The sequence below is a fragment of the Bacillus sp. FSL K6-1005 genome (genome assembly GCF_038000225.1).
Taxonomy (GTDB): Bacteria; Bacillota; Bacilli; order Bacillales; family Bacillaceae; genus Bacillus; species Bacillus mojavensis.
Genome location: NZ_JBBOBP010000001.1, coordinates 2,005,922 through 2,030,342, shown reverse-complemented (window position 1 = coordinate 2,030,342; position 24,421 = coordinate 2,005,922). Strand labels below are relative to the sequence as shown.

Below are 24,421 nucleotides of genomic sequence, written 5' to 3'. Positions count from 1 at the left end.
TATCTGATTCTCTAAACGGCTTTTGTCAATAGAAATAGATATTCGTTATAGATAAACATGTTCCATCCCTCCTTAAGAAAGCGAAGGAATGACAGTTCTTGGACAAGAGAAGGATTTTACATAAATAGCGGCTTCCCTGAAAAGGAAGCCGCTGATTTTTATTTTGCATGAACTTTGATGTTATCATCTTCTACTGTGACGTGAAAACTTGCAATCTCGTTATTGTCAAGCAGCAGATCAGTCATTTCATCCTCAATCCATTCCTGGATCGTTCTTCTGAGCGGGCGCGCACCAAATGAAGGATGGTAACCCAGTTCAGCTATTTTTTCTTTTGCTTCATCTGAAACACTCAAGCTGATACCGCGTTCTGCCAATGTTTCTTCCAATTCTCCAAGAAGAAGGCTGACGATTTTGCCCAGATGCTCTTTTTCAAGGGAACGGAATTCGATGATGCTGTCAAAGCGGTTGAGAAACTCAGGTTTAAAGAACATGCTGAGCGAATCAATTAATGTTTGTTCTTCAATCACGCTGTCCTCTGATTGGAAACCGACTTTCGTTTGTTTTTCACCGGTACCTGCATTGCTTGTCATAATGATGACGGTGTCTTTAAAGCTTACGGTTCTGCCTTGGCTGTCCGTTAAGCGGCCGTCTTCCATAATTTGCAGAAACATATGCTGAACATCTGGGTGCGCTTTTTCAATCTCGTCAAGCAGCACGATGCTGTATGGATTGCGGCGCACTTTTTCCGTTAATTGTCCAGCTTCCTCATGGCCGACGTATCCAGGTGGTGAACCAATGATTTTAGACACGGCGTGTTTCTCCATGTATTCACTCATATCGAGACGGATAATGGCATCTTTCGTGCCGAATAATTCATCCGCCAGTGTTTTAGAAAGCTCTGTTTTCCCTACGCCGGTTGGTCCGACAAAGAGGAAGGAGCCGACTGGTCTGTTTTTTGATTTTAAGCCGGCGCGGCTGCGTCTGACCGCTTTTGCCACTTTTTGAACAGCCGCTTCTTGTCCGATGACGCGTTCATGTAGCTTTGCTTCAAGCTCTTTCATTTTTGTTTGCTCGTCTGCCTGCAGTTTTCCCACAGGAATGCCGGTTTTTTGTTCGACGATATCCTGAATGTGCTCAGCTTCCACTGTGACGGCGGAATGTGCGGAAGAGCTGTTCAGTATTTTCTCCAGTGCGATTTCTTCATCACGGAGTTTTGCTGCCAATTCGTAATTCTCTTCTTCCAGCGCTTTTGTTTTTTCTGCTTCAATTGCAGTCAGCCGTTCAGCTGCATCTTCATCATTTAAATCATCAATTAACAGATTGGCTTTAGATCCAGCTTCGTCTAATAAATCAATCGCTTTGTCCGGCAGATGTCTGTCCTGAATGTAGCGTGCTGATAAAGTGACACATGCTTTCAATGCTTCATCGCTGAATGTCACGCCATGATATGCTTCGTATTTGTCTTTAATTCCTTGCAGAATGCTGATCGCTTGTTCAATTGTAGGCTCCTGTACCATGACAGGCTGAAAACGTCTTTCCAGCGCCGCATCTTTTTCAATTTGACGGTATTCTTTCAGTGTTGTCGCTCCGATGACTTGGAGCTCACCTCTGGCAAGAGCGGGTTTGAGAATGTTTCCTGCATCCATTGAGCCTTCTGCAGAGCCTGCGCCAACGAGAAGGTGAATTTCATCAATGAAAAGAATGACATTTTTGCGCTCTTTCAGCTCAGTGATCAGCTGTTTCATTCTTTCTTCAAATTGGCCTCTGATGCCAGTGTTTGCAACAAGGGATGCGACATCAAGCAAGTAAAGCTCTTTGTTTTTTAATTTATGTGGAACATCGCCTTCAGCGATTTTTAAAGCGAGCCCTTCTGCAATAGCTGTTTTCCCTACACCTGGCTCTCCAATCAGCACCGGATTATTTTTGTTGCGGCGGTTTAGAATCTCGATCACACGCGCAACTTCTTCATCACGTCCGATGACAGGGTCAATCAGACCGGCTTTAGCGCCGTTTGTAATATTTTGCGCCAGCTCATCAAGCAAACCTTTTTTCTCGCTTGCTTTAGCTGCGCTTTGTTCTTTCGGCTGGAATGCTTGTTCAAAGGGAAAACCGAAAGATTGAGGACCCATGCTCATTGAAGGTTTACGAGTCAGTTCGTGATAGCAAGTTTCACATAAAACCATTTGTTTATGAACAGAATTTATTTGCATGTTAAGGCGAATCGTCGCCTCGTTTTGATGACAGTGTTGACAACGCATTTGCCAAAACCTCCTTTTAAAATTTGATCATCTTTGACCAATTAACTTGGAAAAAAAGGTCGATTTAATTGACCTTCTTTGACTAATAGTATACGCCAGTTTCACTGGCTTTCAAAACCATTTGCTCAAAGCAGTCTTTCTTGACCAACTTTGACCAATAGAATAATAAAAAAGACGGCTGGTTTGACCTTCTTTGATTAATAGTATACTCTGACCTTTTTTGACTTTCAAGCCTTTTGCTCAAAAATATTTTTGAGTTGTTTCCACAGTAAAACTTGTTTTGTTCGTCTTTTCAAGGAACTTGTCTCATAGGCTATAAAAAGGCTAAAAGGACAATACTGCTGTTGGTTCGGAGGGGAGAAATGGAACAATCAAAAGGGTCTGCACATCAGCTCGCTTTTGTGTATGTAGGCACAGTCGTCGGAGCGGGATTTGCAACTGGCAGGGAAATTGTTGAGTTTTTTCTGAAGTTCGGCTGGTTCGGATTGCTTGGTATTATTATAAGCGGAGGGATGTTCACGTTTTTAGGCGCAAAGCTGATGATCATTTCAAAGCGAATCAATGCCAAGTCATATCAGGAAATGAATATATACTTGTTCGGGGAGGCTGCCGGAAGGATTATCAATGTCTTTATGCTGTTTGTTCTCCTTGGTGTCACATCTGTCATGCTGTCTGGCGCAGGGGCGCTTTTTGAGGAACAGCTTGGCATGTCAGCTCAAGTTGGAATGCTGATCACAATTGGATTAAGTTTGATTGTGATGACAAGAGGAGTAAAAGGCATTTTCGGTGTAAATGTGTTTGTTGTACCGCTTTTGATTATCTTTTCTATGGTTGTGGTGGCCGATTCTTTTATTTTCAGTGAGACGCGGAATACAACTCAGTGGGTGTGGCCGCATCGATGGGACTGGCTATTATCAGCGGTGTCGTACGGCGCTTTGAATTTATCGCTTGCCCAGGCTGTTTTGGTGCCGCTGGCGAATGAAATGTCTTCAGAACAAGTGATAAGAAAAGGCGCTTTCATCGGAGGGACAATGTTGACAATTGTGCTTTCTGCGAGTTTTTTGTCTTTGTCGATGCTGCCGGATGTATTTTTGTATGATATTCCAATGGCTCAAGTGGTTTACCTCTTTGCGCGATCTGTACATTTGATTTACTTGTTGATTATATTCGGCGAAGTGTTCACGTCGGTGATCGGAAATCTTTATGGGCTGGAAAAACAAGTGAAGAGCTTTCTTCCTATAAAAAGTAAATATATCTTTGCGGCAATTATGATTACGGCTTATATCACGAGTCAAATTGGTTACGGCAAGCTCATTTCAACCATTTATCCATTGTTTGGCTATGTGAGCTTGGCCTTTATAGGCGCTTTGGTCTGTAAAAAGGTTCCCCGGCACAGTTTGTAGTCAAAATGTTTATACGTATATAATAATGAAGCAAACGTTTATGCTGAACTCTGCGCTAGCCAGGAATTGATGTGTTTTTGCTGTGTAGAAGAATCAAGCCAAAGAAATGAGACAGGCTTTTGGCTATCTTTTTATTGTCAAGAAAAACAACATTATGGTAAGATAGCAGAAGTGAAAAAATTGAAGAAAATCCGTGGATATGCGGGAGAGGTTCTAGCTACACCCTCTATAAAAAACTAAGGACGTGCTGTATCCTTGGATACGGCCTTTTTTATGTTTTTCTAGAGCACCTTTCCGGAAAGGTGTTTTTTTATATTTTAACAGTTGTAGCGATGTCTCTCGCCGAGGTTTTTTATAGCGGAGAAGGAGAGGAATCATGAAAAAGGAAAAAGCAATTGTTGTATTTAGCGGCGGCCAAGACAGTACTACATGTTTACTGTGGGCGTTAAAGGAATTTGAAGAAGTTGAAACTGTAACTTTTCATTATAATCAGCGTCATTCGCAGGAAGTTGAAGTGGCGAAGGGGATTGCGGATAAGCTTGGCGTGAAAAATCATTTGCTTGATATGTCACTTTTGAACCAGCTTGCGCCTAATGCCCTGACGAGAAATGATATAGAAATTGAAGCAAAAGACGGCGAGCTGCCATCAACATTTGTTCCAGGCCGTAACTTAGTATTCTTATCTTTTGCGTCTATCCTGGCGTATCAAATTGGCGCCCGTCATATTATCACAGGCGTTTGTGAAACGGACTTCAGCGGCTATCCAGACTGCCGTGATGAATTCGTTAAATCTTGCAATGTGACGGTGAACCTGGCCATGGAGAAGCCATTTGTGATTCATACACCGCTCATGTGGCTGAATAAGGCAGAAACGTGGAAACTTGCTGACGAACTGGGCGCGCTTGATTTTGTGAAGAACAACACGCTCACATGCTATAACGGCGTGATCGCAGACGGATGCGGCGAATGTCCGGCATGTCACCTTCGCTCCAGAGGCTATGATGAATATATGGCGATGAAAGGAGAGAGGGCATAAATTGTTATCTCAAATATATCCACAGGTCCAGCATCCATATTCATTTGAATTGAATAAGGACATGCAAATCTCTGCCGCTCATTTTATTCCGCGTGAAAGTGCGGGAGCGTGCAGCAGGGTGCACGGGCATACGTATACCGTAAATATTACCGTTGCCGGTGATGAGCTTGACGATTCCGGCTTTCTCGTGAATTTCAGTGTGCTCAAAAAACTGGTTCACGGCTCCTATGATCATACGCTTTTAAATGATCATGAAGAATTTTCTAAGGACGACCGGTATTCGCTGCCGACAACTGAAGTCGTAGCAAAAACGATCTATGACAAAGTGCAGGCTTATTTAAACACACTGGAGAATAAACCAAGCTGTGTGCAGGTGTTTGTCCGTGAAACACCGACCAGTTATTGTGTTTACCGTCCGAAAAAGGGTGGTTTGAATGGCTAAAGGAATTCCTGTATTAGAAATTTTCGGCCCGACGATTCAAGGGGAAGGCATGGTGATCGGACAGAAGACAATGTTTGTCCGTACAGCTGGCTGTGATTATTCCTGCAGCTGGTGTGACTCCGCCTTCACTTGGGACGGGTCTGCTAAAAAAGATATTCGCTGGATGACAGCCGAGGAGATTTTTTCAGAGCTTAAGGAGATTGGGGGAGACGCGTTTTCTCACGTAACCATCTCCGGCGGAAACCCGGCGCTGTTAAAACAGCTGGATGCTTTGATAGAGCTGCTGAAGGAAAACAATATCCGTGCAGCTCTCGAAACACAGGGGACAGTCTATCAGGATTGGTTTACACTGATCGATGATCTGACGATTTCACCTAAACCGCCAAGTTCGAAAATGGTGACGAACTTTAATAAGCTGGATCACATTTTGACATCACTGAAAGAGAATAACAGACAGCATGCTGTCAGCTTGAAGGTTGTCATTTTTAATGATGAAGATCTCGAGTTTGCCAAAACTGTACACAAACGCTACCCGGGAATACCGTTTTATCTGCAAGTCGGGAACGATGATGTGCATACGGCAGATGACAAATCACTCATTGCACATTTACTTGGAAAATATGAAGCGCTTGTTGATCAGGTCGCTGCCGATGCGGAGCTGAATCTCGTCAGAGTGCTTCCGCAGCTGCATACCCTGTTATGGGGCAACAAAAGAGGAGTTTAATAGGAAGGAAGATAAATATGACGACAAGAAAAGAATCTGAATTAGAAGGTGTAACACTGCTTGGCAACCAAGGAACAAATTATTTGTTTGAATATGCGCCGGACGTGCTGGAATCCTTTCCAAATAAACATGTAAACCGTGATTATTTTGTAAAATTCAACTGCCCTGAATTCACATCTTTATGCCCGAAAACAGGACAGCCTGACTTCGCAACAATTTACATCAGCTATATTCCTGATGAAAAAATGGTGGAGAGCAAATCACTAAAGCTGTACTTGTTCAGCTTCAGAAACCATGGAGACTTCCACGAAGATTGCATGAACATCATCATGAACGACTTGATTGAATTAATGGACCCGCGCTACATTGAAGTATGGGGCAAATTCACGCCAAGAGGCGGAATTTCCATTGATCCGTACACAAACTACGGAAAACCTGGCACGAAGTACGAGAAAATGGCCGAGTACCGCATGATGAATCATGACTTGTATCCGGAGACGATTGATAATCGTTAATTTTTCCGTTGTGTGATGCGCAGTGTTCAACGAAGTGAGGTCACAGTAAAATACGAACATTTAGCGTCAGTTTTAGGCGGAAATGTGACCAAGTCACAATTTGGCGGCCCTCTTGTGACCATACCGTGACCGAAAATATATAAATGTGTGACCACGATCCTCGCTTTTTGGCGGGGATTTTTTATTTGATTCGATTTAGTTTTCAACATAATTATATGAGGTGATTTTTAATTATTGTGTAGGTCAGAATCGATATTTACCGAACAATTTGATTCGATAGCGCCTCGGTAGCATCTTCATGCGTTAGTTCGTCGTGTTGTTAGTGAATAATTTCGTTCACTGTTTTATGTTCGTTTTTTAGATATAAAAAGAAATTTTTATTTAGTTATATCAATGAAATTTTCGTAAAAAAGACGCCGATTTATTCAGCGTCCTCTTCTTCTGCTTCCTCTGTTTCGAATATCTCCTAGACTTCTACTTCCAGCGCCTTCGCAATCGGTTTTCGTGGCGACTGTTCTTATCGAATCACGATATTGAACCTTGTGTTACGCCAGATGCTTCGGATAGCCTTACTTGAGTCCACTCCTCACATATAATGTAAAATGAATTATCGAAAGGGTGATGCTGTGAAAAAATACATTTTTATCCTTATAATTATTTTTATAGCAGTTGGAGGTTTTATATTGAAGAATATTAATGATAAAAATGAACAGGCAGAAGAGGTAAAGATTGCTCAAGAACGAATGGAGAAATTTATCAAAGCGAATTATGAAGGAATACATAACGTTACATTTAAAGATAAATACGAAATAGATCCAATGGGCGGTATGGGAGTATTTGGATATTTTAACGATGATACATCAAATAAATTTGACGGTATTTACGATAAGGCAAATGACAAAATTATGGGGCACACTATAGATGCTGTGAGAAAGAAAGAATGTAGAGATAAAGACTGTGATTATTAAAATGACGCCAGCGTGGGCGTCTTTATTTTTGTATTATACCTTCAATTGCCTCGGATATCGTGAACCATTTTTCAAGTCCGCGAGCTACATGTTTACCTTAGCCTGTTATTGTTACGTATGCCTCGTATGTATTATTGGAGTAGAATACTCTAACAGATAAATCCCTTTCTCTAAAGAGCAGCCAATCCTGCTTTTCTCCTTCTCCTTTGATTAAACATATTAAATTGATTTATTCATTACATAAAATGCAATTTAGTAATTAATAAAAGAACCCGACCCGTATGAAATTGACAAATGTATATTAAGTTCGTACAAATATCTGTAGGTGTACGCTATAAAGTTGAACTTATAGTTTTTACGCGAAAAGATATGACGGTACAGAGGGCGGCATTATCGGCTTATGAATCACAGCTTCCACCAATCAACATTGCAAATCCTCCGTGTTCTAGAATTGAATAATACAAAAAAAGACGAGTGAATCCGGGGGGAATGCCACTCGTCACCTTCTAATGAAAGACGGGATGCTGGATGGCAGCTCGTCTGTTTTATTATAAAATATCGAACGTATGTTTGTAAAGGCGTCTTCTTTAAAGAGATGGTTAAAATAATGTTCAGAACAGATTCATTGTAAACGTTAGCTGCGTTATGTTAAGATGCATGAACTGATAAGGAGTGGTACAAAGTGAAAACATTGCGTTTAAACGATGTCACGTTAGAAATGTCTGCATTTCAAGAAGAGAGCGAGCCGAAGCGGAAAATTGCCTTTACCTTACACGTTACCAGTGAGGCTTATCATGATATCGCTGTGCTGTTATATGAAAAGACATTTAACGTCGAAGTTCCGGAAAGAGATCTTGCCTTCCGCGGTGAAATCACAAATTATTCAACGTCATTGACCAACCTGTACGAAGCGGGAGCCGTGAGTGAATTTTATATCGAAATAACGGAAACAGACGCGAACGCCGATTTATAATTGGTGTTTTTTTGATGAAAAAAGCTGCCGGCCGGCAGCTTTTGAGAAAGCTAATTTGATATGTAAGGTGTTTAATTGTTTGTCTAGCAGTTTTTGCAAATGCGTGTGGATGAAGGAGGATTTAATAGGAGTCTCTGATGATCTTGTAATTTTTATGATTTACAACGGTCAGTGAATCTAGCTCAAGATCCCGATAGTTATCCATAATGGTAACATCTACGATTACAGAATTCTCATTAACTTTTTCAACAACACCGGTTAACCCGTTTTTAAATTCAATGACGTTTCCGACCTTAGCGATTTTCACAAGCTTCCTCTCCTTTAAACATAATAATTCCTTTTGAAAGTATTAAACAGTATTTTCATTGAGAAGTAAAGCGATAAGGAGTTTTATCGTCCTAAGGAATTGTCCTGACGCAGGAAAAATGATATATTGATTTTCGTTCAAAGATTGAAAAGGGGGAGTTTTGATTGCGTCCCGAAGATATAACAGAACAGATTGAGCAGCTGCGTACCGGTGAAATAAAAGAACTGAGAGTCCAAAAGGAACACTTTCTTGATTTTAGAGCCGTTTTATCGAAACAGGACGATTTTAAGCATTTCCGAGGCATTGCCCAGCAAGGCGGAGATGTGGTGTTTCAATATTTAGAACAGCCAAGAAGCTAAAAGGTTTCTCATAAGTGAGAAGCCTTTTTATCATATATGACAGAACAGTAGTTATTTATTACAAACGTTGTAACATACGTAAATTAAATGTAAAACGGCAAAAGTGGAAAAATATGCTTTGAATTGACAAGATTTATAGAAAATGAGGCTGTTTTTTTGCCATTAATCAGTGCGTCACCCGGTATATTCCATCCTGATACCTGTTTGGGAGAGTTGGAAAATCTTTTTCCGTGAAATTGATTTGATCTCTTGTTAAGGTTATGAAGTGTTTTTTGAGCACTTTAAGGAGGAAACTGTATGACGACAAAATTTACTGCTCTAGCTGTTTTTCTTCTTTGTTTCATGCCTGCTTCGAAAATTGAACATACACAAGCTTCACTACTGAACACAAAGAAGACAAACCATGAAGAAGCTAAGCTGCTTACCCATATAAATCATGACACAGACATATCTTTCTCTTCACTGTCTGCTGATGAGGACAAGAAAAAAATAAAGCCGATCAAGCTTTCAGCGAACACTGAAAAGAAAGAAGAACAATCAGAGAAAACGAATGAGAAGAAAGAAACTTATTCTCAGTCTGAAAAAGAATTGCTTTCCCGACTCGTTCACGCAGAAGCGAAGGGCGAATCCTATGAAGGCAAGGTCGCTGTTGCAAGCGTCGTGCTGAATAGGACGGATAAGAAGGGTTTTCCCGATACAATCAGAGGGGTTATTTATCAGAAAAATGCCTTTGAACCTGTCGCAAACGGAAGCATTAATCAAGAGCCTGACAAAGAATCAATTGAGGCTGTTGAAGAAGCGATGTCATCTAAGGACAGAGAAACAGAAGCCCTTTTCTTTTATAACCCGAAAACGGCGTCAGATGACTGGATTCGCTCAAGGAAAATCATTGAAAAAATCGGCAGGCATGTCTTTGCCATATAAGCATAGAAGAGACATTCGTCTCAGCTGTGCTTTTTTTATAGAAAGATAAAAATAAAATAATTTTTGAACTTGTCTCATATGATGTTGATAGTACAAGAGACAAGGAGAGACATCATGAATCGATTTGTAAAAGGGATTATTCTTTTATCCATTGCCGCCTTTTTCGCCGAATGCCTTGAATTTGTCGTGAATATGATTTTGGCGCGCGAGCTTGGCGAGCACGGGATGGGGCTTTACATGAGTATTTTGCCTACCATCTTTTTAATTATTGTCATCGCAAGCCTGGAGCTGCCTATATCAATTTCTAAATTTATTGCTGAATCAAATCCAAAGCTCCATGAAAGCATGCTGAGGCACGCCTTTCGAATGACAGCTGTTTTCACAGCCTTTTCCACTGCCGCCGCCAGTATTGCGCTTCCTTTTATTCCGGTGTTTGATACATATCACCCGTTTATCAAAGGAATTGTCATCGGCTTAATTCCTATTGTCGCCTTTACGTCAATTGCCAGAGGCTACTTCATGGGTGTGCAAAAAATGGGGAAGATCGCAATCGCTAATGTACTCAAAAAAATCATTCAGCTGTTGTGCTTGTTCATCTTTTTTCAATGGTACTCGTTTGAGCTGGACATGGCTGTGCTGATTTCGCTGTTTGTCCTTGTCGTGAGCGATGTGATCGTGCTTGTATACTTGTATTCGCAGTTTATTCTGGCCAGACGTGCGGTATCGGGCCAGCAGCATATCCATTTACGCGGGAAAGATGTTAGAAAAAGACTGCTGGCCGTATCGATTCCGACAACCGGGCTGCGCATTTTTCACGCTGTGGTCAATGCCATTGAGCCCTTTTTAGTAAAAGGAGCGCTTTTGGCCGCGGGCGTTGCCGGGACAACTGCAATCGATCAATACGGCATGCTTGCCGGAGTGGCTGTGACGATAGGGGCGTTTCCTGCTTTTATCGCCCACTCGTTAATGGTCGTCATGATTCCGAGTATTTCTGAAGCTTATTCTCTCTCTCAATATGACATCGTATTAAAAAGGCTGAAGCAGTCGATCTTTATCACGTTTGGATACGGTATACCAGCTGTCTGGATCATGTTCCAGTTTGCGGAGCCCTTGACCCATCTGTTTTTTCACTCTCCAGAAGCACAATATTATTTGCAGCTTTTGTGGCCGTACTTTCTCTTTCATTTATTTGTGATGCCCCTTCAGGCATGTTTAATCGGGATGGGCTTTGTCAAAGAAGCTTTTTATCATAACGTGTGGAGCCATCTCGTTGCGTTGAGTATGATGTATGTGCTGGGTTCAATGGAAAACCTTCAAATGCTCGGTATCATCCTTGGGATGAATACAGGTATGATTTTGCTGACGAGCCTACATTATACAACGATCTGCAAAGCGCTGCGTGTATCTGTTTTTCTGACGGGAGGAAACCGAACGCCGCGAATTGAAGGATGATAAATCACTAGCGGGGCAAGCTATTTGAAAAGCATGAAAGGAAGATCCCATGTTGACGAAACGCTTGACCCTCACTATTTGCCTAATTTTATTTGCTATGATTTCATGGCTCCCTCTTTCGGCACAGGCTGCCAATAAAAAGCCTGCTGTTCCTGCGGTTTTTCTCATGAAAACGATAGAAGGGGAGGATATCTCGATCCCCAATAAAGGGCAGAAAACGATCCTGCATTTTTGGACTTCATGGTGTCCGCCCTGCAAAAAGGAACTTCCTCAGTTCCAATCATTTTATGAGGCTCATCGATCTGACAGTGTGAAGCTGGTAACGGTCAATTTAGTCAATTCAGAACAAAATCAGCAAGTCGTTGAAGACTTTATCAAAGCAAACCACCTGACCTTTCCGATTGTTCTCGACACAAAAGGGGATTTGATGAAGGAATATCATATTATAACGATTCCTACCTCGTTTTTGCTGAATGAAAAGGGTGAAATTGAGGAAACAAAAGTGGGGCCGATGACGGCAGAACAATTGAAAGAATGGACGAAAGAATAAGCTGAGAGCGTAGCCTTTCAGCTTTTTTGTCATATAATGAAAAGGGAACAATTATTAATGATAATTATTATCAAAAAGAAATTAAAATAATTATAATTGAAATTCTCTTTCTGCATGCTATAATTAAGAAAGACATCATGAAATAACCAAACGAAGAAGCTGCCTTTTGGGCGGCGATTTTTGTTTTTATAAGAGAAATGAAGATGATTTACGTTCTCAATTAGGGAGGAGAATTCGATATGGATGAACAAGTGATGCTCCAACATGATCAGCATCAGCCTTTAAAGAAAGAACAGCCAGAAAAAAGCTGGACTCAGCATGCGGAACTTATCGCAGCCCTGGTGTCAGGTGCTCTTATTTTAGCAGGCTGGCTCCTTTCCGCACATCAGTTGTTATCGGTAACGCTATATTTGCTGGCCTTTGTCATCGGCGGATTTGCTAAAGCGAAAGAAGGAATCGAAGAAACGCTTGAATCCAAAACGCTGAATGTTGAGCTTTTAATGATTTTTGCAGCCGTGGGTTCCGCATTGATTGGGTACTGGGCAGAGGGTGCCGTTTTAATCTTTATCTTTTCCTTAAGCGGAGCTTTAGAAACATACACGATGAATAAAAGCAGCAGGGATTTAACTTCTTTAATGAAGCTTGAACCTGAAGAAGCAACGCTGATTGTAAACGGCGAAACCAAAAGGGTACCGGTTGCAGATATAAAGGCCGGTGATAAGATTGTTATCAAACCTGGGGAACGGGTGGCAGCTGACGGGGTTATTGAATCTGGTTCTACAAGCCTTGACGAGTCAGCATTAACGGGCGAATCGATGCCTGTAGAAAAAGACGCCGGCGATGCTGTATATACGGGAACTGTTAACCGCAACGGCTCCCTGACCGTCCGTGTTACAAAAGCAAACGAAGATTCTTTATTCCGAAAGATTATCAAATTGGTGGAATCTGCGCAAAACAGTGTATCACCTGCGCAAGCCTTTATCGAACGGTTTGAAAATGCATATGTAAAAGGCGTTCTGATCGTGGTGGGGCTGCTGTTATTTGTCCCACATTTTGCACTTGGCTGGAGCTGGAGTGAAACCTTTTATCGCGCGATGGTATTTATGGTGGTTGCGTCACCTTGCGCACTTGTTGCGTCCATCATGCCGGCAGCGCTGTCCTTGATATCAAATGGCGCCCGCAACGGCATGCTGGTGAAAGGAAGTGTATTTCTTGAACAGCTGGGATCTGTGCAAATGATCGCTTTTGACAAGACCGGGACTGTAACAAAAGGCCAGCCTGCAGTTGAGACGGTCAAAATTGCGGAAGGATACGAAGAAACGGAAGTGCTTGAAGCTGTCTATGCGATTGAGAAGCAGTCCAGCCACCCGCTCGCGCAAGCCATTGCCGGCTACGCTGAAAGCCGCGGCATCAACAAGTCCGGCTACATATCAATTGAAGAAACATCAGGCTTTGGTGTAATGGCTGTAGTGGCGGGTGCCAAATGGAAAGTCGGAAAAGCAGGCTTTATTGGGGAAGAATTGGCAGCTCAATTTTTGAACCAATCTGCATCAGATATCATTCAAAATGGCCAACACACCATTGTGTTTGTGAAAAAGGACGACCACATTGCTGGCTGTATCGCTCTGAAAGACCAAATCAGACCTGAAGCAAAAGAAGTCATGGATGAACTCAGCCGTCTGGGGATTAAAACGGCCATGCTGACGGGAGATCACGAAGACACGGCTCAAGCGATAGCGAAGGAAGCGGGAATGACAACTGTTGCAGCAGAATGTCTGCCTGACCAAAAAGTAAATGAAGTGAAACGATTAAAAGAAGAGTTCGGGACGATTGCAATGGTCGGAGACGGAATCAACGACGCGCCGGCACTAAAAGCGGCGGATGTCGGTATTGCAATGGGCGGCGGAACAGATGTGGCGCTTGAAACTGCTGATATGGTGCTCATGCAAAACGATTTGAAAAAACTCGTAAAAATGTGCCGTTTATCACGGAAAATGAACAGGATTGTAAAGCAGAATATCGTATTTTCTCTCACAGTCATTTGCCTGCTTATTTGTGCAAACTTTTTACAGGTGATGGAATTGCCGTTTGGCGTTATCGGCCACGAAGGAAGTACAATCTTGGTGATTTTAAACGGCTTAAGGCTTTTAAAATAAAAAACAGCGGTCCAAATGGACAGCTGTTTTTTTATGGATCAAGTTTTACTTTCCTTTGCTTTTTTTCTTGATCTGGCCTTTTCATCACGATGATGAGAGCAAGGATGCAGCAAAGGAAGCCGGCTGCACAGCCTATGATAGAGCTGTAATAATAAAAATCCACCAGCTTCATACCGATAAAAGGAGCGGAAATTCCCACAACTGTTAACAGCACAACTGCCTTACGTCTGAAAAATTTCATCAGCAAACGGAACAACTCCCTGCGTTTCACTCTCCTCTCAGTATACAAGATGACCGGCAGGAAATAAAATGATGGATAAAGGAAAGTCGCCGTGAAAGGCAAACACCCGTAAAACCTGTTACAATATATAAAGAACAACGCATGGCAAAAGGCAGGGAGGAACAAGAAATGAACAGAATACAACGCATATCTTCATGGCTGAAGGAAGCGGGGCATACTGCCGCATTTATTCATACGAAAGAAAATGTATTTTACTTAACCGGTTTTTATACAGAGCCGCATGAACGTGTAATGGGTTTGTTTATCTTTCAAGAGGAGGAGCCATTTTTCGTTTGTCCGGGAATGGAGGCAGATCAGGCCCGAAATGCCGGATGGAATCACGAAATTATTGGCTATGCCGATCACGAAAATCCATGGGAGCTTATTGAAAAAGCTCTCAAAAAACGAAATGTCAGCATACATACGCTTGCCGTGGAAAAGGATTCAATCTCGCTTTCGCGTGCCGAACAACTGAAGCATTCAGCTGGAGGGGCACAATTTGTATCAGCAGAAGAAACCCTTAACCAGTTTCGTCTGATTAAAGACGAGCATGAAATTAAATTGCTGAAAGAGGCGGCAAAGCTTGCCGATTTTGGTGTTGAAGTCGGGACAGCTGCTTTGCGTGAAGGCATCAGTGAGGTGGAAGTTCTTGCTCAGATTGAGTATGAGTTGAAGAAAAAAGGAATTCAGGGCATGTCTTTCTCGACAATGGTGCTATTCGGCAAAAAATCAGGTCAGCCTCACGGAAATCCGGGTACAGCCACATTAAAGAAAGGCGATTTTGTCTTGTTTGACCTGGGTGTTATTATGGATGGCTACTGCTCTGATATCACGCGAACCTTTGCCTACAAAACAATCAATCCGAAGCAGGAAGAAATTTACGAGACGGTGCTTCAAGCGGAAAAAGCCGCGATAGAAGCTAGCAACCCAGGCGTGAGAATCGGAGATCTCGATTTAACTGCCCGCGGAATCATTGAAAAAGCCGGATATGGAGAATATTTCCCTCACCGGCTGGGCCATGGTCTCGGCATTTCAGTGCATGAGTACCCGTCGATGAGCAAAGCCAATGACACGCTGCTGCAAGAAGGAATGGTTTACACAATCGAACCGGGCATTTATGTGCCGGATGTTGGCGGCGTACGTATTGAAGATGACGTTCACGTAACAAAAGAGGGGGCAGTTACGCTGACTCAATATCCGAAGGAATTAACGATATTGCCGTAACAAGGCAGAGATAAAAAAGGACTTTGTTCTCGACATCGTCCTTTTTTATCTGCTTTAAATAAAAAAATCATCAAACGTCCGAAATGGTTTCACTTCATGTTTTTGATTGAGCGGTCTTACAGCCAGGCAGCTTCCGCCCAGAACGGCCAGACATAATCCAATTAAAATGAAGAAACCCATGTATATCTTCTCCTTTCAGCAAAAACCATCTAATCTGTCGGTACGTTCTTATCGTATTGTATGAAACGCATTCCAGATCAAGGGAAATCAGAAAGAAGGGAATTTATGGCTAATATTAAAGACATTGCAGATAAAGCCGGTGTCTCCGTTACGACGGTTTCCAGAGTCATAAACAATCATCCTTATGTCAGTGAAGAGAAAAGAAAAAGAGTGCTTGAAGCAATGGAAGTTTTGGAGTACACAAGAAATGTCCACGCTGTGCATCTGTCGAAGGGGTTTTCAAACATGTTCGGTGTCGTGATGCCGACGATCAGCCTTCCTTATTTTGCGGAGATGATGGCGGGAATCGCAGACGCTGCCGCAGAGTCGGGCATTCACCTCTCTTTGTTCCAGACAAATTATGACGTGAAGAAAGAAATCTTTGCACTGTCCCAGTTAAAACAGCGCCAGGTTGACGGTTTGATTTTTTGTTCGAAGGCACTGTCTGATGACAAGCTCAAGGAGTGGGAAGGCCCGATACTGCTTTGTCAGAATTCAAACAAGGAGGGATTTTCCACAATCAGCATTCCCCATCAAGCCGCATTCCGGGACGGACTCGACTACTTAATCGCCAAAGGGCACAAAAAAATAGCGATTTGCTTAGCAAGAAAAAAAGGAATGAACAGTCATATTCGCATCAAAGCATATAAAGATGCATTGGAAGAGATCGGAGAAACATTCAAGGAAGAATGGGTGATTGAGAAAGCGATTACAATGAACGACGGAAAAGCGCTTTTTCATAAATGGAACAGCTGGAGGGAAAGGCCGACGGCTATTTTTGTCGCCAATGACCAGGTATCGGCAGGGCTTATATTGGAAGCGAGAGCTCAGCAAGTGTCTGTTCCGGATGAACTTGCGATCTTAAGCTTTGATAACCATGAAATCAGCCAATTGCTTGGGATATCGACCATTGATATTCAAGCGAAGGAAATGGGCAAGCAGGCGTTTGCCATGCTGGAAAAAAGGATTCAGGGCCAGCCGATTGAAAGCAGGGTTCTTGATTACCGTCTCATTGAAAGATCAACTGTTTAGTGAAAGCATGAAAAAAGGTTTGACGCGCATTCTGTTCGTTATGTACGATATGAGGTATTGAATGACAAAGGAGCTGAGGATCGTGAATGGGTCCTTTACAGTGAAAAAGGTACTGAATAATAATGTATTAATTGCTTCTCATCATAAATACAGTGAAGTAGTTTTGATCGGAAAAGGAATTGGTTTCGGAAAAAAACAAGATGATGTGATTGAAGATAAAGGGTACGATAAAATGTTCATTTTAAAGGATGAAAAGGAACAGAAGCAGTTTAAAAAGCTCCTCGACTATGTTGATGAAAAGCTCGTTGATATTTCAAACGATGTCATATATCACATCAGCAATCGGACAAACCGCTCACTAAATGAACATATTCATATTGCACTGACTGACCATATTGCATTTGCAATCAAGAGGCAGCAGCAGGGCTTTGACATGAAAAATCCTTTCTTAATGGAGACGCAGTCACTTTATCCGGATGAATATCAAATAGCCCAAGAAGTCATTGACATTATCAATGAAAAAGCGGGAATCTGCCTTCCGGAAGGGGAGATCGGTTTTATCGCCCTGCACATTCATTCAGCTCTGACGAATCGCCCGCTGTCAGAAGTCAACAAGCACTCACAGCTGATGGCGCAGCTTGTAGAGGTGATTGAAGACTCGTTTCAAATGAAAGTAAATAAAGAAAGCGTCAACTATTTACGGCTTATCAGGCACATCAGATTTACGATAGAAAGAATTAAAAAAGAGGAACCGACTAAAGAACCAGAAAAATTAATGTTGTTATTGAAAAATGAATATCCGCTATGCTACAATACAGCTTGGAAATTGATTAAAATCTTGCAGCAAACATTGAAGAAACCAGTTCATGAGGCGGAAGCGGTTTATCTCACGCTTCATCTGTACCGATTAACCAATAAAATTTCATAAATTCAGTTTATCCTTTAAAAACGTGTTACTGATCCGATCAGGCATGAGTGATTGAGGGGAAAAAACGGGAAGTCCATTCTCGTTCTTTTGCGCACCCTATTTTGCTCATGCCTTTTTTGTTGTGTAAAAGGGCAAATGTAAACGGTTAAACTGGAAGACTTACGCCTGTGAATTCGTTGTCATGATTTTTAGCTGTAAGGTCAGACTAGTAAAAAGAGGAGGTCAATTCTTATGTTTAAAGCATTATTCGGCGTTCTTCAAAAAATTGGGCGTGCGCTTATGCTTCCAGTTGCGATCCTTCCGGCTGCGGGTATTTTGCTTGCGATCGGGAATGCAATGCAAAACAAGGACATGATCCAAGTCCTGCATTTCCTGAGCAATGACAATGTTCAGCTCGTAGCGGGTGTGATGGAAAGCGCTGGACAGATTGTTTTCGATAACCTTCCGCTTCTTTTCGCAGTAGGTGTAGCCATCGGGCTTGCCAACGGAGATGGAGTTGCCGGGATAGCAGCAATTATCGGTTATCTGGTGATGAACGTATCCATGAGTGCGGTTCTTCTTGCAAACGGAACCATTCCTTCCGATTCAATCGAAAGAGCCAAGTTCTTCACGGAAAACCACCCGGCATATGTAAACATGCTCGGCATACCTACCTTGGCGACAGGGGTATTCGGCGGTATTATCGTCGGTGTGCTGGCGGCATTGCTGTTTAACAAATTTTATACAATTGAATTGCCGCAATATCTTGGTTTCTTTGCGGGTAAACGTTTCGTACCGATTATTACGTCAATTTCCGCACTGATTCTGGGTCTTATTATGTTAGTGATCTGGCCTCCGATCCAGCATGGATTGAATGCCTTTTCAACTGGATTAGTGGAAGCGAATCCAACCCTTGCTGCATTTATCTTCGGGGTCATTGAACGTTCACTTATTCCATTTGGTCTGCATCACATTTTCTACTCGCCGTTCTGGTATGAGTTCTTCAGCTACAAAAGTGCAGCCGGAGAGATCATCCGCGGGGATCAGCGTATCTTTATGGCACAGATTAAAGACGGCGTACAGTTAACAGCAGGTACGTTCATGACAGGTAAATATCCATTTATGATGTTTGGTCTTCCTGCTGCGGCACTTGCGATTTATCATGAAGCAAAACCGCAAAACAAAAAACTTGTTGCAGGTATTATGGGTTCAGCAGCACTGACATCCTTCCTGACAGGGATCACAGAGCCATTGGAATTCTCATTCCTATTCGTTGCCCCTGTCCTGTTTGCGATCCACTGTGTGTTTGCAGGGCTTTCATTCATGGTCATGCAGCTGTTGAATGTGAAGATTGGTATGACATTCTCCGGCGGTTTAATTGACTACTTCCTTTTCGGTATTTTACCGAACCGGACAGCATGGTGGCTTGTCATCCCTGTTGGTTTAGGGATTGCGGTTATTTACTACTTCGGATTCCGATTTGCGATCCGCAAATTTAATCTGAAAACACCAGGCCGTGAAGATGCTTCAGCTGAAACAGCAGCATCTGGGAAGACAGGAGAAGCAGGCGACCTTCCTTACGAGATCCTGCAGGCAATGGGTGACCAAGAAAACATCAAACACCTTGATGCTTGTATCACTCGTCTGCGCGTAACTGTAAACGATCAGAAAAAGGTTGATAAAGACCGTCTGAAACAGCTTGGCGCTTCCGGGGTGCTGGAAGTGGGCAACAACATTCAGGCGATTTTCGGACCGCGTTCCGACGGTTTAAAAACACAAATGCAGGACATCATCGCGGGACGCAAACCAAGACCTGAACCGAAAACATCCGCTGAGGAAGAAGTAGGGCAGCAGGTTGAGGAAGTCATTGCAGAACCGCTGCAAAATGAAATTGGCGAGGAAGTCTTTGTTTCTCCGATTGCTGGTGAAATTCACCCGATTACTGATGTTCCTGACCAAGTCTTCTCAGGAAAAATGATGGGTGACGGCTTTGCGATCCTTCCTTCTGAAGGCATCGTCGTTTCTCCGGTACGAGGAAAAATACTAAATGTTTTCCCGACAAAACATGCAATTGGCCTGCAATCCGACGGAGGAAAAGAAATTTTGATCCACTTCGGCATTGATACGGTCAGCCTCAAGGGCGAAGGGTTTACGTCTTTCGTATCAGAAGGGGACCGCGTTGAGCCTGGACAAAAGCTTCTTGAAGTTGATTTGGACGCAGTAAAACCGAATGTACCGTCTCTGATGACACCGATCGTATTTACGAACCTTGCTGAAGGAGAAACAGTCAGCATTAAGGCAAGCGGATCAGTTAACAGAGAGCAAGAAGACATTGTGAAGATTGAAAAATAAGGGTATATAGTACGCTGTGCTTGTCAGATGACAAGTACGGCTGTATGATATAATATTGTGAAGTAATAAAGCTTTAAGTTAAAAGGAGAATGATAAAAATGGCACAAAAAACATTCAAAGTAACTGCAGATTCTGGAATTCACGCTCGTCCTGCGACAGTTCTTGTACAAACTGCAAGCAAATACGACGCTGACGTTAATTTGGAATATAACGGCAAAACTGTAAACCTTAAATCAATCATGGGTGTTATGTCTCTTGGAATCGCTAAAGGCGCTGAAATCACAATTTCTGCAGCTGGCGCTGACGAAAACGATGCTCTTAACGCTTTAGAAGAAACAATGAAAAGCGAAGGACTCGGCGAGTAATGCAAGAATTAAAAGGGATTGGTGCTTCAGCCGGCATCGCGATTGCAAAAGCGTACCGGCTTGAAGAGCCAGATTTAACGGTTGAAAAGAAAAACATCTCTGATTCTGAAGCGGAAGTAAGCCGTTTTGAAGAAGCGATTGCACGTTCTAAAGAAGAGCTCGAAAAAATCAAAGAGCATGCTTTGAAAGAACTGGGTCAGGATAAAGCTGATATTTTTTCTGCTCACCTTTTAGTCCTCAGTGACCCTGAGCTTCTGAATCCTGTGAAAGAAAAAATCAGCTCTGATTCTGTGAACGCTGAATTCGCTTTAAAAGAAACGTCTTCTATGTTCGTTACCATGTTTGAATCAATGGACAACGAATATATGAAAGAGCGTGCGGCAGATATCCGCGACGTAACAAAACGCGTAACCGGCCACCTGCTTGGCGTTGAAATTCCAAACCCAAGCATGATTTCAGAAGAGGTTATTATTGTAGCTGAAGACTTAACACCGTCTGATACAGCTCAATTAAACCGTGAGTTCGTTAAAGGATTCACAACTGATATCGGCGGACGCACATCTCACTCTGCCATCATGGCGCGTTCTCTTGAGATTCCGGCAGTTGTTGGAACGAAAGCGGCTACAGGCACGATCCAAAACGGCGTGACTGTTATCGTTGACGGTATTAATGGGGATGTCATTATCGATCCTTCTGCGGAAACTGTAAAAGAGTATGAAGAAAAACATAACGCTTATTTAGCTCAAAAAGCAGAGTGGGCGAAGCTGGTCAATGAACCGACTGTATCAAAAGACGGTCATCATGTAGAGCTTGCAGCGAATATCGGTACTCCAGATGATGTGAAGGGTGTTCTTGAAAACGGCGGAGAAGCAGTTGGTCTTTACCGTACAGAATTCCTTTACATGGGAAGAGATCAGCTGCCTACAGAAGATGAACAGTTTGATGCTTATAAAACGGTTCTTGAGCGTATGGAAGGAAAATCAGTTGTCGTGCGGACACTTGATATCGGCGGAGACAAAGAGCTTCCTTACCTGCAGCTTCCTAAAGAAATGAACCCGTTCTTGGGATACAGAGCAATTCGTCTTTGCCTTGAAGAGCAAGAGATCTTCAGAACACAGCTTCGCGCGCTGCTTCGTGCAAGTACATACGGAAACTTGAAAATCATGTTCCCTATGATTGCGACAGTTAACGAATTCAAAGAAGCGAAAGCGATCCTTCTTGAAGAGAAAGAAAAGCTTGTCAAAGCGGGACAACCTGTATCTGACGATATTGAAGTCGGTATGATGGTTGAGATTCCGTCGACTGCAGTCATCGCTGATCAGTTTGCTAAAGAAGTTGACTTCTTCAGTATCGGAACAAATGATTTGATCCAATACACAATGGCAGCTGACCGTATGAATGAACGTGTAGCTTACCTGTATCAGCCATACAACCCTGCAATCCTTCGCTTAATTACACTCGTAATTGAAGCAGCACATAAAGAAGGAAAATGGGTCGGCATGTGCGGAGAAATGGCAGGAGACGAAATTGCGATTCCGATTCTTCTTGGCTTAGGCTTAGATGAGTTCTCAATGAGCGCAACTTCTATTCTTCCGGCAAGAACTCAAATCAGCAAATTGTCTAAACAAGAAGCTGAGTCATTCAAAGAGAAAATCTTATCTATGAGCACGACAGAAGAAGTTGTCGCGTTCGTAAAAGAAACATTCAAGTAATGTGCAAAAACCAGACGGCCTCCGGCCTGTCTGGTTTTTTTTCATAATCAGGGTTGCAGCGGGGCACAATAACATGGCTAGGAGGGATAGAATGTCAAACGAATTTAACGCAGGAGATACAGTCTACGTGATCTACAGAAATCCGCACGCCGCCAATGTTGCTCATATAAAGGAAGCTGAAATTGTGCATCATCCATACCATGAGGGTGAGCTTTCCCTGTTTATATTTGAAACCTACCATCCGTTTGCCGAGGATGATGCTGTTTTTGCAAGCTATGAAGAAGCAAAAACACTTTACAAAGAATTGTTTGATATCGATCCGTACGAGTAACAAGGAAAACATTACAATTCATATCCTTTCCGTCTTATGAGAAAAGTAACGGTAGAAAAGGAAAAGGAAAAGGATGTGGCACCATGCAGAACCCATTTGTTCCGCAGCTCGTTTATATTGAACCGAGAGCAATGGAATATCCATTGGCACAGGAATTACATGATAAATTTGAAAAAATGGGCATCGAAATCAGAGAAACGACGTCCCATAACCAAGTGCGCAATATTCCTGGTAAAAACCATCTTCAGCAATACCGTAATGCAAAATCAACGTTAGTAGTTGGTGTCCGAAAAACATTGAAGTTTGATTCTTCAAAACCGTCAGCTGAATATGCGATTCCGTTTGCGACAGGCTGTATGGGGCATTGCCATTACTGCTATTTACAAACCACAATGGGAACAAAACCCTATATCAGAACCTATGTAAACGTCGAAGAAATATTGGATCAGGCGGATCAGTATATGAAAGAACGTGCACCGGAGTTTACAAGGTTTGAGGCTTCATGTACCTCTGATATTGTGGGCATCGACCATTTGACACACACGCTCAAGCACGCCATTGAACATTTCGGACAGAGTGAGCTTGGCAAGCTCAGGTTTGTCACAAAGTTTCACCATGTTGACCACCTTTTGGATGCTAAACATAACGGAAAAACAAGATTCAGATTCAGCATAAATGCTGACTATGTGATTAAGAATTTTGAGCCGGGAACCTCTCCTCTCGATAAACGGATTGAAGCGGCTGTAAAAGTAGCGAAAGCAGGCTACCCGCTAGGCTTTATTGTTGCGCCGATATACATTCACGAAGGCTGGGAGGAAGGATACAGACATCTGTTTGAAAAGCTGGATGCTGCTTTGCCGCAGGACGTCAGACATGATGTTACCTTTGAATTAATTCAGCATCGTTTTACAAAACCGGCCAAACGAGTGATAGAGAAGAATTATCCGAAGACGAAGCTAGAATTAGATGAAGAAAAACGTCGTTATAAATGGGGACGTTACGGAATCGGAAAATATATTTATCAGAAAGATGAAGAACATGTGCTTCGGGAAACACTCGAATCTTATATCGATACGTATTTTCCTAATGCGAAAATTGAATATTTCACGTAAACGGGCTGTCAGTTTTACAGCTCGTTTTTTCATAAAAGGGATTTTTCCACTCCATCAAAACTCCATAATTCAGCGATTCTTCATCGTCTAAATAATTGCTGACGATACAGAGCGGTGAACGGCCGCAATGCAGGAGAAATGACAGTACAGGATCTTTCTTTTTTCCTTCTATTACATCCTCTACATATTGTGAAGCGCTGATCTCGTGGGCGTACTTATGATAAAAAGGAATACGTCCGCCGCCGAGTAACCGTTCCATTCGCTTTTCAACGGCTAATTCATACATCGTATTCATCAGCCATTTTCCTATTCCAAGCTTCCGGTAATGCGGTGAAACTGAAATATCAACTACATATAATGTATTTGCCTGCGGATCATGACATGTAATATAGCCGTTATCTGTTGTCTCCGCCCATGTATGCTCGGGAGCATCGGGATCAAAATGCACGATAAGGGCAGTCATCGAACCGACGATTTCACCATTAACCAGCGCGCATAAAGCCCCTTCCGGAAAGGTGTTGATATGGCTGTCAAGCTGTTCTTCTGACCACAGTAATTCCTGCGGAAATGGAGGGGGAAAACACTCTTTCTGAAGAGAAAGCAATCCCTTAATGTCTGTTTTTGAATAATTTCTGATCGTCAGCCGCTCAAATTTAATGCCATTATGGACATACATCTGTTTAAAAATGACAATCACTCCCTCTCATGCTGTTTATTATATCGCAATCAAACTGCTGAAACACAATTTTCAATGAATATTCTGTGTTTTCAATATCATTTATTTTATGATTATTCATTTTTTGGGTGAAAAGGCCGATAT

General features: G+C 42.4%; 25 protein-coding genes and 1 riboswitch. Of the genes, 20 read left to right on the top strand and 5 right to left on the bottom strand.

Translation table 11 applies throughout. From position 1 onward, the window contains the following. Positions 1-158: 158 nt before the first annotated feature. Complete coding sequence (gene clpE, locus NST16_RS10570; protein ID WP_340886331.1) at positions 159-2,258, bottom strand: ATP-dependent protease ATP-binding subunit ClpE; 2,100 nt, start codon at positions 2,256-2,258, stop codon at positions 159-161. A 362-nt stretch (positions 2,259-2,620) separates the two neighbouring features. Here clpE and NST16_RS10565 point away from each other — a divergent pair, with 362 nt between their 5' ends. The 7 genes from NST16_RS10565 (at position 2,621) to NST16_RS10535 (ending at position 8,319) form a co-directional block, all read left to right on the top strand. Then, a complete protein-coding gene (locus tag NST16_RS10565) occupies positions 2,621-3,661 on the top strand; it encodes a YkvI family membrane protein (protein ID WP_010334013.1) in 1,041 nt (346 codons plus the stop codon). A gap of 201 nt (positions 3,662-3,862) precedes the next feature. Next, a riboswitch (PreQ1 riboswitch) is annotated at positions 3,863-3,907 on the top strand. Positions 3,908-4,037: 130 nt separating this feature from the next. Further along, on the top strand, positions 4,038-4,697 hold the full coding sequence (gene queC, locus NST16_RS10560) for a 7-cyano-7-deazaguanine synthase QueC (RefSeq protein ID WP_010334014.1): 660 nt from the start codon (positions 4,038-4,040) through the stop codon (positions 4,695-4,697). Position 4,698: 1 nt separating this feature from the next. Next, positions 4,699-5,139 carry a 6-carboxytetrahydropterin synthase QueD gene (gene queD, locus NST16_RS10555; protein ID WP_229148067.1) on the top strand — a complete coding sequence of 147 codons (441 nt, stop codon included), beginning with the start codon at positions 4,699-4,701 and terminating at the stop codon, positions 5,137-5,139. Next, positions 5,132-5,863 (top strand): 7-carboxy-7-deazaguanine synthase QueE, encoded by a 732-nt coding sequence (gene queE, locus NST16_RS10550; protein ID WP_010334016.1) that lies wholly within the window; start codon positions 5,132-5,134, stop codon positions 5,861-5,863. Before queD ends, queE begins: the two co-directional genes overlap by 8 nt. 17 nt (positions 5,864-5,880) lie before the next feature. Then, positions 5,881-6,378: a preQ(1) synthase gene (gene queF / locus NST16_RS10545; RefSeq protein WP_003218613.1), complete on the top strand. Its 498-nt coding sequence runs from the start codon at positions 5,881-5,883 to the stop codon at positions 6,376-6,378. Positions 6,379-7,004: 626 nt separating this feature from the next. After that, positions 7,005-7,346 (top strand): DUF1433 domain-containing protein, encoded by a 342-nt coding sequence (locus tag NST16_RS10540; protein ID WP_340886324.1) that lies wholly within the window; start codon positions 7,005-7,007, stop codon positions 7,344-7,346. A 682-nt stretch (positions 7,347-8,028) separates the two neighbouring features. After that, the gene (locus tag NST16_RS10535; protein ID WP_229148078.1) at positions 8,029-8,319 is read left to right on the top strand and encodes a DUF3219 family protein; all 291 of its coding nucleotides are present in this window, start codon (positions 8,029-8,031) and stop codon (positions 8,317-8,319) included. Positions 8,320-8,440: 121 nt separating this feature from the next. On the opposite strand, the gene NST16_RS10530 is transcribed toward NST16_RS10535, so the two are convergent. Next, the gene (locus NST16_RS10530; protein ID WP_003232446.1) at positions 8,441-8,626 is read right to left on the bottom strand and encodes a YkvS family protein; all 186 of its coding nucleotides are present in this window, start codon (positions 8,624-8,626) and stop codon (positions 8,441-8,443) included. A 164-nt stretch (positions 8,627-8,790) separates the two neighbouring features. Between NST16_RS10530 and NST16_RS10525 the strand changes: the two genes are divergently transcribed. From NST16_RS10525 to NST16_RS10505, 5 genes are all read left to right on the top strand, one after another. Next, positions 8,791-8,985 carry a hypothetical protein gene (locus NST16_RS10525; RefSeq protein ID WP_010334023.1) on the top strand — a complete coding sequence of 65 codons (195 nt, stop codon included), beginning with the start codon at positions 8,791-8,793 and terminating at the stop codon, positions 8,983-8,985. A 297-nt stretch (positions 8,986-9,282) separates the two neighbouring features. Continuing rightward, positions 9,283-9,909 carry a cell wall hydrolase gene (locus NST16_RS10520; RefSeq protein ID WP_168747618.1) on the top strand — a complete coding sequence of 209 codons (627 nt, stop codon included), beginning with the start codon at positions 9,283-9,285 and terminating at the stop codon, positions 9,907-9,909. Between the two features lie 114 nt (positions 9,910-10,023). Further along, a complete protein-coding gene (gene ykvU, locus NST16_RS10515) occupies positions 10,024-11,361 on the top strand; it encodes a sporulation protein YkvU (RefSeq protein ID WP_010334025.1) in 1,338 nt (445 codons plus the stop codon). 49 nt (positions 11,362-11,410) lie between these two features. Next, a complete protein-coding gene (gene stoA / locus NST16_RS10510) occupies positions 11,411-11,911 on the top strand; it encodes an endospore biogenesis thiol-disulfide oxidoreductase StoA (protein ID WP_340886318.1) in 501 nt (166 codons plus the stop codon). A 239-nt stretch (positions 11,912-12,150) separates the two neighbouring features. Then, positions 12,151-14,067 (top strand): heavy metal translocating P-type ATPase, encoded by a 1,917-nt coding sequence (locus NST16_RS10505; RefSeq protein WP_268505535.1) that lies wholly within the window; start codon positions 12,151-12,153, stop codon positions 14,065-14,067. Between the two features lie 31 nt (positions 14,068-14,098). On the opposite strand, the gene NST16_RS10500 is transcribed toward NST16_RS10505, so the two are convergent. Further along, entirely contained in the window at positions 14,099-14,314 is a 216-nt protein-coding gene (locus tag NST16_RS10500) for a hypothetical protein (RefSeq protein ID WP_229148087.1), read from the bottom strand. Positions 14,315-14,476: 162 nt separating this feature from the next. Between NST16_RS10500 and NST16_RS10495 the strand changes: the two genes are divergently transcribed. After that, positions 14,477-15,571 carry a M24 family metallopeptidase gene (locus NST16_RS10495; protein WP_010334029.1) on the top strand — a complete coding sequence of 365 codons (1,095 nt, stop codon included), beginning with the start codon at positions 14,477-14,479 and terminating at the stop codon, positions 15,569-15,571. A 54-nt stretch (positions 15,572-15,625) separates the two neighbouring features. Here the strand turns inward: NST16_RS10495 and NST16_RS10490 are convergent, their stop codons facing one another. Continuing rightward, a complete protein-coding gene (locus NST16_RS10490; RefSeq protein ID WP_010334030.1) occupies positions 15,626-15,751 on the bottom strand; it encodes a hypothetical protein in 126 nt (41 codons plus the stop codon). A 105-nt stretch (positions 15,752-15,856) separates the two neighbouring features. Here NST16_RS10490 and NST16_RS10485 point away from each other — a divergent pair, with 105 nt between their 5' ends. From NST16_RS10485 to splB, 7 genes are all read left to right on the top strand, one after another. Then, positions 15,857-16,822: a LacI family DNA-binding transcriptional regulator gene (locus NST16_RS10485; RefSeq protein WP_340886310.1), complete on the top strand. Its 966-nt coding sequence runs from the start codon at positions 15,857-15,859 to the stop codon at positions 16,820-16,822. A 61-nt stretch (positions 16,823-16,883) separates the two neighbouring features. Further along, positions 16,884-17,750: a glucose PTS transporter transcription antiterminator GlcT gene (gene glcT / locus NST16_RS10480; protein ID WP_026014700.1), complete on the top strand. Its 867-nt coding sequence runs from the start codon at positions 16,884-16,886 to the stop codon at positions 17,748-17,750. Between the two features lie 231 nt (positions 17,751-17,981). Then, complete coding sequence (ptsG, locus tag NST16_RS10475) at positions 17,982-20,081, top strand: PTS glucose transporter subunit IIABC (RefSeq protein ID WP_029441227.1); 2,100 nt, start codon at positions 17,982-17,984, stop codon at positions 20,079-20,081. A gap of 98 nt (positions 20,082-20,179) precedes the next feature. Further along, positions 20,180-20,446 carry a phosphocarrier protein HPr gene (locus NST16_RS10470; protein WP_010334034.1) on the top strand — a complete coding sequence of 89 codons (267 nt, stop codon included), beginning with the start codon at positions 20,180-20,182 and terminating at the stop codon, positions 20,444-20,446. After that, a complete protein-coding gene (gene ptsP / locus NST16_RS10465; RefSeq protein WP_029441228.1) occupies positions 20,446-22,158 on the top strand; it encodes a phosphoenolpyruvate--protein phosphotransferase in 1,713 nt (570 codons plus the stop codon). Before NST16_RS10470 ends, ptsP begins: the two co-directional genes overlap by 1 nt. Before the next feature lie 91 nt (positions 22,159-22,249). Then, positions 22,250-22,489 (top strand): splAB operon transcriptional regulator SplA, encoded by a 240-nt coding sequence (gene splA, locus NST16_RS10460; protein ID WP_044156104.1) that lies wholly within the window; start codon positions 22,250-22,252, stop codon positions 22,487-22,489. An 83-nt stretch (positions 22,490-22,572) separates the two neighbouring features. After that, the gene (gene splB, locus NST16_RS10455; protein ID WP_168747627.1) at positions 22,573-23,601 is read left to right on the top strand and encodes a spore photoproduct lyase; all 1,029 of its coding nucleotides are present in this window, start codon (positions 22,573-22,575) and stop codon (positions 23,599-23,601) included. Here the strand turns inward: splB and NST16_RS10450 are convergent. After that, the gene (locus tag NST16_RS10450; protein WP_229148178.1) at positions 23,594-24,295 is read right to left on the bottom strand and encodes a GNAT family N-acetyltransferase; all 702 of its coding nucleotides are present in this window, start codon (positions 24,293-24,295) and stop codon (positions 23,594-23,596) included. The two genes, splB and NST16_RS10450, sit on opposite strands and share 8 nt — an antisense overlap. Between the last annotated feature and the right edge of the window lie 126 nt (positions 24,296-24,421).